Origin of the sequence: uncultured Rikenella sp. (assembly GCF_910579375.1) — a bacterium.
Lineage (GTDB): Bacteria > Bacteroidota > Bacteroidia > Bacteroidales > Rikenellaceae > Rikenella.
Genome location: NZ_CAJTUJ010000050.1, coordinates 1 through 12,695, shown reverse-complemented (window position 1 = coordinate 12,695; position 12,695 = coordinate 1). Strand labels below are relative to the sequence as shown.

Below are 12,695 nucleotides of genomic sequence, written 5' to 3'. Positions count from 1 at the left end.
CTTGGGCTGTGCCTGATTTTCAGGCGGTGCTCGTGCGACCGTTAGGTCGCCGTCCTCGGCGAGGGCGACGCTTTAGCGGCGCGTGGGGGGCGCGCCGAGGACGAACCCGACAGAATTGGGGCAGTGCTGGTGCCGGAATTGTTGCGACCTTTAGGTCGCCGGCCTTGTCGCCCAGGCGCGGAGCGCCTCGGGGGGATGGGCGACAGGCCGAACACAACAGATTTAGGTTGTGAATTGGGCAGTGAGTTAGGCTGAATGCTTGCGACCTGAAAGGTCGCGCAGTTCGCCGCCACCCCCGGCGGCGGGCTGCATCAACAAGGCGCGCCGAGGCCGAACTCGACAGAATTGGAGTGGTGCATTAGGCTGGAATTGATTCGGGTCGGACGCCTGGGAGTGGGCGCAGTGAGCATGCGAACATTGCGGGCCTCCCGAGGGGGAGGCGTCCGGCCCGCGCGGTTCTGCGAACCGCAGGATTCAGCTCAAAAGTAGGGTAGAGGTTGCCAAAAAAAACGCCCTTTGGGCGCGTTTATTCCGAGAGGCAACGCAACTGAGAACCGTAAGCGCGATAGATTGCGTTGCTCGGAAGGAGCCACGTCACAACGAAAACCAAATTTAGGCTATTAGAATCGGTGACAGAAAGAGACCAGCTGTATCCACTGCCACCTACATAAACAAATCTCGCATCTGTGCTTTCGCGGTAGCCCGGGGCGGTGCTGCGGGAACTCCGACACAGCCGCCCGGACAAGACTTGATGAGGTCAGGCGTTTTTATACCCCAATGACCGCCTTGCGCGGTTCTATCCAGAAGAACGAAAATAATGGCAACACAGGAATACATACGGAAGATCGAAGTGCGCGGGTTGTGGAACGTCTGCAACCTCGTGTGGGAACTTTCGCCCGAAGTGAACATCCTCTCCGGCAGCAACGGGAGCGGCAAGAGCACCGTTTTGCGCTGTCTGAGCGACCTCTTCACCCGCGGCGCCGTATCGGCCGGACACCGGTGCCGGATGCGTTCGATCGAAGTCGAGTTCGCCGACGGCCGACGAGCCGGTTCCGACCACCCGTTCGACCCCGCGGCATTCCACGTGGCTGTTATCAGCACCTTCGACACCACCTTGCAGGAGAGCGAAGCCATCTATAAACTCTCCGACGGCACCGTGGCCACCTATCTGGACTGGGAGCTGTACCGGCTCCAGAACCGCTATCTGACCTACCAGCTGGAGGTGGGAAAACGCGTCATCGCCGCCTTGCAGGCCGGTCGGACGATGGAAGACATCACCTCGCTGACCACCCGTCGCACCCAATACTTCGATATCATCGACGCCCTGTTGGAAGCGACCGGCAAACGCGTCGATCGCGAGAGCGACACCTTGCAGTTCCGCACCCAGTACGGAACGATGATCTCGCCCCACCAGCTCTCATCGGGCGAGAAACAGATCCTGATCATTCTGACCACCGTATTGATCCAGTCGGGCCGGGATTTCATCCTGATTATGGACGAGCCGGAAATATCGCTCCATTTCGACTGGCAGCGGCGGTTGATCGACGACGTTCGGACGCTGAATCCGAACCTTCAGCTGATTTTGGCCACCCATTCTCCGGCCTTGGTGATGAACGGCTGGACAGACCGGGTGACCGAGATCAGCGACATCGTTCATCCGATGGCGGAATAACTCTCCGCCATCGGATCGTTTCGGACCTATTTGCGCAGGACATCCACCGGATTGGCTCGTACCGTTCGCCAGGACTGCCACAAGACCGAACTTCCGGCAATCAGCAGCGCCACCGCTCCCGCCAACGCGTAGATCGTCCACGACAGCGGAATCCGATAGGCATATCCCGCCAGCCACCCCCTCATCAGATACCCGATCACCGGCACCGCCACGACGAAAGCCACCCCGACTAATTTCAGGAATGAAGCCATCATCCGGGCCAACGCTTGCCGCGAAGTCGAACCGAACACCTTCCGCACCGCCACCTCTCGCTCCCGCTGGCGCATGAAATAGGTCGCCATAGCCAGCATCCCGAGGGCCGAAATCACGATCGCCAGCAGCGCAAATACCCCCACCATCTCGCCCATCCGCTGTTGGGTGCGATACTGGTTGTCGATGTCCTGTTGCAGGAAACGGCCATTGAAATAGTTCCCTCCCGCATGACGGTTGTAGACCTCCGCGATGTGATCCATCACAGCCCAGCCGGCGGCGGGTGTCACCCGTATCAGCACCTGTCGCCCCCGGTACTCCGGAATGACGCACACCACCGCCGGAAGAATCGGTTCGGTGAAGTTGTCGGCGTGAAAATCCCGCAAAAGACCGGCAATCGCAAAGTTGTAGCGAGGATTTTCGCCACGGGTATATTCCGTCGCGTCTTCCGCCAGCTCCAGATCGCGCCAGGCCGTCTCCGTCAGCCAATATCGCCTCCCGTCCGCATTCACCCGGCCCGTCTCCCGCAGCGGCACGATGCCCAGCACATTCAGAAAAGCCGAGTCGCCGTTGAAACCGGCCAGATCGTGTAACCGCTGGTCGAGATCGTAATGGCCATACCGGCCATTATAATGACCGATACCCGGAAGATTGTCGGCGAACGAAACGGCCGTCACGCCCGGAATCGACATCAATTCGCCTCGTACAGCGTCCCGTTGCGAGGCGGTAAACCGATTTTTACAGATGATTACATGCGCGCTGTCGAACCCCAGGTCGCTGTGCCGCATGAAGTCCAACTGCCGTCCGATCGTGATCGTGCAGCCGATCAGCACGATGGTGATGCCGTACTGGAACGTGATCAGGATTTTGCTGTAAACCATCTTGGTCTGCCGCCGGAAAGTCCCCCGGACGATGTCGATCGGTTCGGTACGCGTCAGCACATAGGCCGGCACGAGTCCCGAGATCGTCCCGATCAGTCCGACACCGACCAACGCCAGGACGACATTCCCGGTCGTAAAGCCCTTGGCGACCGAGATGTCGCTCTGCATGACGGTTCGGAACCACGGTTCTGCCGTCGAAGCGAGCAGCAGGGCAATCCCGAACGAGACGAGGCAGAGCAGCAGCGACTCGACGATGAATCCCGCGAACAGACTGCCTCGCGACCCTCCTAAGAGCCTCCGCATGGCGACCTCCTGAGCCCGGAAACCGCTCTGGGCCACCGACAGGTTGATGTAGTTGATGACGGCGAAAAGGAGGATCAGCGCAGCCGTCGCGCCGAGAATCAGCAGATAGGTGCGGGTGTTGGAACGGGTGCCTTGGCCGGGAATCGGACTGAGGTAGACCTCTTTCAACGGGCACAGCCGCGGATGATTGATGTTCCCCGACCGGAAAAGATCCAATTGAAGATCCTCCAGAAAAAGGCGGTTCAGCTCTGCGGTGTCGAGCCGGGTCGCAAGGTCGCTGCCGGGCCGGCCCAACAGATAGAGTCCGAAGTCATAGTTTCCGTTGATGACAGCCATCTGGGACGGGTCGTCTATTCCATACGCGACGGCGAACGCCTTTTCGACCGGCAGCAGGATGTCGGGACTCCGGAAAACGGAGTGTTCGAAGTCGTCCACTACGCCGCCGACCGTGAAGTCGTCCTTGCCGATGTGCAGCGTCCGTCCCGTTGCCGGCTCGTTTCCGAAGATTCGCCGGGCGAACCGACGGGTCAGAACGACGTCACGCGAGGTCTGCATGGCGGTAGCGGGTGATCCCTCGACAAAGGGATAGGAGAAGATGGAGAAAAAGGAAGAGTCGACGAAGAGTCCGTCGGCGGTGTTCTCCTCGGCGGTGAATCCGGCTATGGGCGCGACGGTGAGGTCGCAAGCGTAGATGCGGGTAACGGCTTCGATTTCCGGATACCGTGCCGCCACCGCGGCCCCCAAAGCGGGCGGCAGGTTCGATCTTTCGGCGTATTCGAGCCGGAAGATCCGCTCCTTATTGGCCTGAAAATCATCGACCGACAGTTCGTCCTGTACGTATAGCCCGATGAGTACGACGAAAGCGAGCGATACGGCGAATCCGAAGATATTGATGGCGGTAAAGAGCTTGTTCCGTTGCAGGAAGTTCCAGAAGGCCTTCAGTTGGAGAGAGTTGCTCATAGGGAAACGAGATTGATTTCGCTGATTCCGAGCCAGAATCGTGCCGTTCGATTCAACGTCCTGATCCCGAGCGGTTTTAAAAAACTCTTTTCGGGCCGGAGTGTCTAATTTCTTGACACCGACTGTCTAATTTTTGGACAATCCCGACCGGTCGCTTGCCGCTCACAACTCCGCGACGAAGCGTTACATTTTGGAATCCAGATTGAGCCCTTTCTCTTCGTGTTCGAAATTGTGCAGAAACTCTTTCATGATCTCCACAATCTCGGCCTTGGTAACCGAAGGACGGGCGAACGCCTCGGTCAGTCGCGTAAACAGCGTGTCGATTTCCCCCATCGGCCGCGGCTGCACACTGGTTACCACCCCCAAAGCCTCATGCCGTGTCATGTCGGTGGTTTCATCGTCGGTGAAAAACTCTTCGTACGGTTTCTCGCCCGTGGTATTGCTTCCTGAGTAATATACAGGATACTTCTTATCGCCCTCATCGAGTTGTGCGGCCATATTGATCGCTTCTTGTTCTCCCGTGCATTCGACAGCCTGATACCCCATGGCGGTAAGCAGGTCGGTCGCGATGGACGAAAAGGTTTTCACCTGCTCTTTCCCGAGCTTCGGGAAGTAGATTTCCCCGCTTTTCCCCAGCATACAAGCCAGCATACAGATCTCCCCGCTCTCGTCCGGCGAGACGAAGTACCGGGTCACGTCATTCGGCGCCGAGAGCGGCTGTTTGCGGGCAATGCGCTGCATCCATCCGTCCGGCAGACTGCCGTTGCTGAATGCCACGTTGGCAAACCGCGCCGTGGTGACCGGAAATTTATGGGAGTAGGCCATAATCATATCTTCCATGATTTTCTTGCTCGCACCCATGATATTGACCGGATTGGCCGCCTTATCGGTCGAGACGCAGAAATAATGCCTCGGCGGGAACTCTTCCAGTAGGGTCAGCAGCTTCCTGGCACGGAGCACATTGTTTTCGAGCAGCGCTTCGACGGAATACACATCTTTTTCAGACCGCACATGTTTATGTGCAGAAAAATTGGCCACGATATCGAATCCGCCGTGCGAACGGAACATCTTTTCGAACACGGCGTCGTTGAAATTCATCGGGTAGGTTACGTACTCTTCCGGAACAAACCCGCCCGGCGTCGACCGCAAGTCGCGCGTGAGTTCTGTAAGTCCGTTTTCGTTGATATCCACGACGGTCAGGGCGCCCGGTCGGAACGGCAGGATAGCCCGTATGAACGACGATCCGATGGTCCCGGCACCACCGATGACCAGCACGCTTTTGCCTTCGATTTCTTCCGCGAGTCGTTTCCGGTTAGCATCGATATCGGGTGCAAACATACTGGTTTGCCTCCCTGTGACACGGTCTTTTATGAATTGCGCGAGGTGGAACATGGTTGGGTTATTCGGAAATGAAAGTGATGTTGTCCGGTTGCGGATGGACGAATTCGTATTCTAAAGTTCGTTCAAGTCCTTGCCCTAATGTATAAGGAGCTTGGAATCCGGCTGTGTGAGCTGCTGTGGCATCGAATTGGGTTGTGGCACAGAATTTCTTTATGCGGACTGAACTGACAGTCAATTTTTTCCGAGTAATCCAAGCCAAGAAGTCAAACCCATACCCCCCCAGCATTCCAAGCCAGTATGGGAAATGAGTCGCCGGAATATGTTTTTTGAGAACGCTGCCTACATGTGCCACCAATTGGTTCATGGTAAAATCCGGCGTATCGACATAGTTGTACACATGGTATCCGGTTGTTTGTACGGTCAGTAGAAATTCGATGAAAGCTACGATGTTTCCGACATATGCCATGGACTTTTTGTTTTCGCCCTTTCCGATCATCAGAAATTTTCCACCGGCAATCTGCCGCAGCAAATTGTATACGTTACCTCGATTTCGTTCGCCGAAAATTACAGTTGGCCGCAAAATATTCAGGTTTCGCTGTGTCGGATCAGCATCGTACCATTCGCGGAGCACTTCTTCAGCTTGCCACTTACTTTTCCCATAGTGGTTGAACGGATCGGCGGGATGTTGCTCGTCGGGATTGCGTTTGTTGAGCCCGTACACGGCGACGGAGCTGGTGAAGACAATTCGCCGGATACCATTTGCCTCCATGGCAGCGAGCACGTTTCGGGCGCCTTGTACGTTGACGTCGTAATACAATGAAACCGGCGATACATCATCGCGGTGCTCTGCGGCCAAAAGAATGACTGCATCGAAACCTCCGGCGAGTTGTTCGGTGAGTTTGGCGGTGTCACGCACATCACCGATAATGGTCAGGTCGGGATGAAAATGACTTTCTTGTTTGTCGATATTGCAGACTTGATGTTGCTTTCGGAGCAACTCGATCAGTCGTGTACCGACAAATCCGCTGCCGCCAATAAGAGCTATCTTACTCATGATAATTTAATTCTTTTAACAATGCTTTATTGATTGCGGTTCGTTTTGAGTCGAATATCCACCCCCATTTGTTGAAATATCGAATCATATTCGCAATGTGAATTTTCAGCATTTTTTTGTTGGTTCGAGATTCAGCAGCATGTGCATGAATAACGGTTACCGCCGGATAATACATTGTTCGATATTTTTCATGAATACGTCGTGTGATATCAATATCTTCAGGATACATAAAAAAACGTTCATCAAAAAGGCCGATATCTTTTAGTACGTTTACCCGAAAAAACATAAAGCATCCTGATAAATAAGGTACGTTCATTTCATGGTCATAATCGGTAAATTTCAACTGAAATTTACGCATACTCCTACTTGTCCATGATGATGGTAAGAAACGTTTGAAAATCAAATCTGCAGGGGTAGGGATCATTTTACAAACATACTGTAATTCTCCATTAGGATATACGATGCGAGGCATCACATGTCCAATATCTGGATTTTGATCCATGTATTCCTGTAGAGATTCAATAGTTCCTTCCTTAAATTGAATATCAGGGTTGAGCACAATGTGATATTCGGCACCGATAGCCATAGCCAGCCGCATCGCAATATTATGTGCAGATCCGTAACCTACATTTCCCTGTCCGTGGATATATTCGATTTTGTCAGACAGAGAGCCTACAAATGCTTTCAGCGTATCAGCAGTCGAATTATCGATCACGTATATGCGTTCAATACAGGAATTTACCGCACAATCGATAACCGTTCGTAGCAGTTCCGGATTTGTATTATATGTGACGATACTGGCAGTTATCATGTCTAATTCTTATTCAGGATATCTATGAGTTGTTTTGCTGATTTTTCCCAAGAAAACAGTTTGCTAGTGCTAAGGCTTGTTCTACTCAATTGTTGTCTTAGAGTCGAATTTTGAATTAAAGTCATCATTAATGTTTGTAGATTCAAAACATCTTTAGGTTCAAACATTAAACAATTTTGCAAATCAATCGCATATTCGTCTACTCCTCCTGATCTACTGATAATACAAGCGCATCCACAAGCCATTGCTTCTAAAGGAGGTAGACCAAATCCTTCCCGCCATGATGTAGAAATGAAAATATCAGATATATTATATACATCTGCAATGTCATTATCCGATTTTGGGCGAATGATTTCCATCCCTTGAGTCTTGAATGCGGATAAATTATCATGGCTTATTAATTTAATAGGGCCACATTGTGATAAGACCTCAGGAGGTAATGATTGAAAAGCCTGAATAAAAGTATCCAATCCTTTCGATGGATGTTTGCGTGCAACCAAACAAATCGATGGTTTAGGTGTTTCAGTATGCAGACGTTGTTTAATCCGAAAAATATCATGGTTAATAGCCGGATGTATCAATAGGTAAGGCACTTTATGATATCCGGAATCTTGTAAGTATCGTTCATAAGTATAATGAGAATTGAACAAATAGTGGATGTGTTGTTTTTGATAAGCCCACAAACACAGTCGTTTGTATAACCTAAGTATAAGACCCTTCCCTAAAACCATACCATCATCAAAAATACGATAATCATCCGCTTGAATGAATCGGTATGATTGTGGGACTTTAATGCCTTTAGCAGCAAAAATGGAAAAAATCGGGTCAGTATATATAATGATGTCTTGCTGATGGTTCCGATTGATGTAACGAATCAAGCGAAAAAGATTGTACAATTTCGTCCATTTTTCTTTGGCTCGTTTCCCTATCACGTGAAGTCGGACTTCCGGTTCCAAGTGAAAGGTATTCGCCTCATCCGAGTTATTCGGATAAACAATCATTATATCATATGAATGACATAAGATATTAGCCAATTCAAAAAATACGCGATTCCCACCTCCGGTTTTAATCGTTGGTGTAATAAAAATGATTCTTTTCTTCATAGCGTCTTAATGTGGGCGAATCTCATCAAATAGATTCATCCATTGTGCCATGATAAGTTCTTCCGAGAATTTTGCTGCGGTTTCTAACGCATGCTTTCCCATCTCTAAACGTAAGGTTGGGTTTTCGATCAATCGATTAATAGCCTTAGCGAGTAGTTCGATTTGTTCTGGATCAACCAATAAACCGTTCCATTCTGATTGGATGACTTCGGCTGGCCCGCAAGGACAGTCAAAAGAAATTAAGGGAAGTCCACATGAAGCGGCTTCCAATAGAACCATTGGGAGTCCTTCATAACGTGAACTCATTACAAAAATACTTCCATTGAGGTATTCTGTTTCAATATTTTTTGTTGGTGCAATTAATTCAATTTGTTGGTCTAATTTCAGTTTAGAAATCAGACCTTTTAATTGTTCTTTCAGCTCACCATCTCCAACGATACGAAGCTTCCAGTCCGGATGATGAAAAGCAACGATATTCCATGCTTGTATAAGAAAATCAAATCCTTTTTGATGAGAAAATCGCCCCACGGCAAGTACAGTTTTTTCCATTAAGCTTGCCAATTTTTGGGGGTGAAAAGTACAAGCATTATGAATGGTACATATGTTGGACGAACCGCCCCATCTCAGCCGATCTTGTTCTGTCAGGACAATGAAACGATGGTAACGGTTGATCAATCGACTCTCTTTTCGATCTCTATACAAATCTGCTAATTTCCAAAAACCGGAACGGCCATATTTTTGACGAAAATATTTCGCAAAATGAATTTCTGCAATTTTGACGGAGCCGTCTCTAATTTGATATAGAAAATTGACTTCATTACAGAACATAGAAATTACAACATCTGCTTTCAACTTTTTCAGCACTTGGGACAATCGTTTTTTGTGTACATGGGTTTTCCATAAATGACGGATAATTGTACTGAAAATATTTCTTCGTTTTGTAGCAGTATAATTGATTTTCAGATCAAATCGTTGTATGGATGAAGAAAGAGGGAAAAAATCCTTGCGGCCCTGTTGGTCGGTTGTTATGATAGTTATATTATATCCTTTGCGGCACAAATAATTTGCTTTATTGGCCAATATGCGCTCCATTCCTCCGGAATTGAAGGTTCCATGGATACAATATACAATGTGAAGCATTTTATACTCGTTCTATTTTTTCTTGAAACAAGGTTTGATAAGGTTGTATTCCATGCAAGTTCGGGATTTTTAAACAAAGAAGCAAATAAGCGATAAAAGAAATAACAATCAATGCCAATCCGTCACGTTGATTTCGCTTACATAAGATTCCGGCTAATAATACATTTAGATAAGTAAAATAGACCATCACTCGGGTGATGAGGTGGTACTCAAAGAATGCACAGTAAAAAATCATTCCACAAAAATAAATATTAAACAAGACAGGACGGTCAATAGTTCTCTTGTATAGGAGTAAATATAAGGCAACAATAATCCAAAACAACATTACAATGGAGAAGCCGGTTTGTTCGGCTTCCATTCGACTTGTATTTTGATATCTTTCATAAAGTGGTAATAGTGACATGAGTTTATTACCGATTAATCTGAAAAATCCAGCCAAATAAACAACATAGGTTCCTAATAATAAAATACACCAAAACAACCTAGAAAATCGAACTTTGCTAAATGGAATTGCTAATAATAGAAAAATCGCAGAAATATGAAAGAGCATTAAGCATAAAGACCATTTGACGAAAGTCCAGATTTTCTTTTCTTCCAATAGATGGACAATGTTTAAAAAAACGATCAAAACAAAGCATTGCCGGATTTGGTTTGCTGCCATGAATTGGAGTTGAAAGGCCAACGAAAAGAAAAGCCCATATGTTAAAATCCGTTCTCGAATAAATAATTTAAAAAGAAAATAATAACAGATGATACTCATGACGGCAAAGACACCGATGTACCCTATTGCACTATCTTTAAATATCCAATTGATAGCATAATAGGCTGGTTCGAGCATATTGTGCGCGTCATGACGGATCAATTTGAATCCAAATACATAACCATTGTAGTCATAGCCTATTTTGTATCGTATTGACCAAAAAATAACAACAAAGATATAAGTAGTAAATGTCCAGACCGGATTATAATTGCTAACTTCCGTTTTACGTGCTAACAAACAGCATCCGATTAGGAATAGGGTGTAAATAATTGTACTCTGAAAGTCCATGGTTGGTTTACAAGGTCGTCAAAGTCTCAAATAAAATATCAATAGTTTGACGATTTTCTATTCCGGGGCTAGTCAGATATTCATAAATATATCGGTTGCGTATCTCTTTCGGGATATGTTGTGCCGGTACGATTTCCTGGTTCGGTTGATCGATGTCGATAGGGCATAAACCGGTGAGGCGAGACAGACGCAACAAATGGCGGTACTGTGCCCGTGTTCGGGTGTAGCCGTTGGTAGTGATCAACATCAACGGTTTATTGAACATTACGACAAAGGAAAAGGCTGCGCTACTGTGCATGATGACCCATTCAGCATCGCGAACCAGATCCACAGTGCGATATTTTACGATTTCTCGTCCGCCAAAGGTATCCGGAGCATATTCTGCTTTCGGGTGAGCAGCAATAATGATTTTTACGTCGTATTGTTTTTCAACCCGATCGAAAAAACGGTTCAAACTATCGCGGTAGGTTTGTGCATCGCCCGGAGTCTGTTTTAAAAAATATTGACAATCCGGATGGAGTGGAAAAAATTCATCCAGAAAAACCACATTTTTTTGTTGTGAAGTTTCTGAAGATGCAGATTGCAATGCCTGTTGATAAGCTTCCCAGTCTGGATGGTTGATATATACGTCAGCCGGTTGTTTTCCTCCCGAGCGGATCGAAAGGTTGTAACCATTTATCTTGTGTATACGTTTGTAGTAATCGTATAATTTTTGTTGTACTTTATGCCAGATCCCAAGAGCGATTTGTCGAGGAGTCGAGGCTAAAATTTTGCGCCAAAGCGGTAGCTCATCCAATGTCGCAGTGGAGTATAATTCCATACGAATCATGTAACACCCGTTGTCGCTTAAGAGTCGGAAGAAATGGCGGTTGGGCCAACGGTCGAAAGCTTCGACAATGAACAGGGTGTGAGAGAGATCGATTGATTGAAGGCGGCTTTGTAAGTCTTTCAGAGTGGAAAACCGGAAGCTGTAATCGGTTTGAATCGTATCGACGATCTGCATGCCGGGATAAAAATAGGGGGACATATCCCAATGTTCCACCTGCAATCCAGCATTGAGTAATTGATCTATATGAAAAATATGTTGTCTTCGGACCGACAGCGGTTCGTGGTCAATAATGACGATGTTCTTCATTCCAAGCGGATACTGTACGGGTATCTACAAATGTAGGAAGAAAACGCAGTAAATAAAAACGGTACCTTATGGAAGATGTGTATGCTGTCTATTATTGTCTATTGTCCGTTTTGTGTTTAGGGAGTGAGGGTTATGATTTTTGATTTTTGCGTGATAAATGCATTAAAGGCCATGTGTTAAGGTGTAATCTGTTGGATAAGATCCAGGAATGCCAAAATATTTTTGGGAGGTGGCGAAGTAACCAAACGGCCAGAGTGCCTCGATAACCAAAGTGTTTTAACAAGTAAGGATTGCAACGATCGATCCGATAGGAGTGTAAATAGAGGTGGATTTTTTGAATAAAATGATAGCTCGGCATGTCTTGTCGATCCAGATATTCGAAAGCACAAAGATATAGTGTTAGAGCTGTATAGTAATTAAGAAATTTATGATATTTTTTGGAATAACCTTGTTGTTGAAAATGATTTAAAATCATTTTCAAGACAGTTATTCGTTGGGAGACATGTGTGGTGTTTCGTCTACGTGTCGTAGAGTCTGGATTGATGTAAATATGATATAAACATTCAAAAACATAGGTATAACCATTGGCGTATAATCCGACTACGACATTAAAATAATTATCTTCATAGAAAATTTGTTCCGGAAATCGAATGGAATGCTGGAATAATAAGGATTTTCGAATCAAGTTACCGGCTGCAAAATTTTGCATTCCTATGAGTAGTAATTCTCGTTGCTCTTCATGGATTATTCCATTGACCAAGAGATTCGTTTTGATGTTTGCGCCGGATATTGTATTTGTCGAATCAATGTAGTCGAGGCCACAGGATACAACCTCTACCTTTGTTTCTTTCGCTTTGTTATATAGTTTCTCAAACATTCGGAGATCGACCCAATCGTCCGCATCCACAAAACCGATATATTCTCCTCGCGCGATTTCGATTCCTCGGTTTCGTGCTCCTCCCTGACGGACATTCTCTTTCAAGTCGATCACCACTACG

10 protein-coding genes are annotated in these 12,695 nt (G+C 47.4%); 1 reads left to right on the top strand and 9 read right to left on the bottom strand.

Annotated elements, in window-relative coordinates:
* Nucleotides 1–817: 817 nt before the first annotated feature.
* Nucleotides 818–1,672, top strand: coding sequence for an ATP-binding protein (locus QZ302_RS05810; protein ID WP_294593543.1), 855 nt, complete (start codon nucleotides 818–820; stop codon nucleotides 1,670–1,672).
* Between the two features lie 26 nt (nucleotides 1,673–1,698).
* On the opposite strand, the gene QZ302_RS05805 is transcribed toward QZ302_RS05810, so the two are convergent.
* The 9 genes from QZ302_RS05805 to QZ302_RS05765 form a co-directional block, all read right to left on the bottom strand.
* The gene (locus QZ302_RS05805) at nucleotides 1,699–4,065 is read right to left on the bottom strand and encodes an ABC transporter permease (RefSeq protein ID WP_294593541.1); all 2,367 of its coding nucleotides are present in this window, start codon (nucleotides 4,063–4,065) and stop codon (nucleotides 1,699–1,701) included.
* Between the two features lie 183 nt (nucleotides 4,066–4,248).
* A complete protein-coding gene (locus QZ302_RS05800; RefSeq protein WP_294593539.1) occupies nucleotides 4,249–5,457 on the bottom strand; it encodes a polysaccharide biosynthesis protein in 1,209 nt (402 codons plus the stop codon).
* Between the two features lie 7 nt (nucleotides 5,458–5,464).
* On the bottom strand, nucleotides 5,465–6,460 hold the full coding sequence (locus tag QZ302_RS05795) for an NAD-dependent epimerase/dehydratase family protein (protein ID WP_294593537.1): 996 nt from the start codon (nucleotides 6,458–6,460) through the stop codon (nucleotides 5,465–5,467).
* The gene (locus tag QZ302_RS05790; RefSeq protein WP_294593535.1) at nucleotides 6,453–7,271 is read right to left on the bottom strand and encodes a glycosyltransferase family 2 protein; all 819 of its coding nucleotides are present in this window, start codon (nucleotides 7,269–7,271) and stop codon (nucleotides 6,453–6,455) included. Before QZ302_RS05790 ends, QZ302_RS05795 begins: the two co-directional genes overlap by 8 nt.
* A gap of 2 nt (nucleotides 7,272–7,273) precedes the next feature.
* Nucleotides 7,274–8,374, bottom strand: coding sequence for a glycosyltransferase family 4 protein (locus QZ302_RS05785; RefSeq protein ID WP_294593533.1), 1,101 nt, complete (start codon nucleotides 8,372–8,374; stop codon nucleotides 7,274–7,276).
* Nucleotides 8,375–8,380: 6 nt separating this feature from the next.
* Nucleotides 8,381–9,466 (bottom strand): glycosyltransferase family 4 protein, encoded by a 1,086-nt coding sequence (locus QZ302_RS05780; protein ID WP_294593530.1) that lies wholly within the window; start codon nucleotides 9,464–9,466, stop codon nucleotides 8,381–8,383.
* Between the two features lie 49 nt (nucleotides 9,467–9,515).
* On the bottom strand, nucleotides 9,516–10,562 hold the full coding sequence (locus tag QZ302_RS05775; RefSeq protein WP_294593528.1) for an EpsG family protein: 1,047 nt from the start codon (nucleotides 10,560–10,562) through the stop codon (nucleotides 9,516–9,518).
* 7 nt (nucleotides 10,563–10,569) lie between these two features.
* A complete protein-coding gene (locus QZ302_RS05770) occupies nucleotides 10,570–11,697 on the bottom strand; it encodes a hypothetical protein (protein WP_294593526.1) in 1,128 nt (375 codons plus the stop codon).
* A 130-nt stretch (nucleotides 11,698–11,827) separates the two neighbouring features.
* Nucleotides 11,828–12,695: glycosyltransferase family 2 protein (locus QZ302_RS05765; RefSeq protein WP_294593524.1), on the bottom strand; the 868-nt coding region annotated here is incomplete at its 5' end.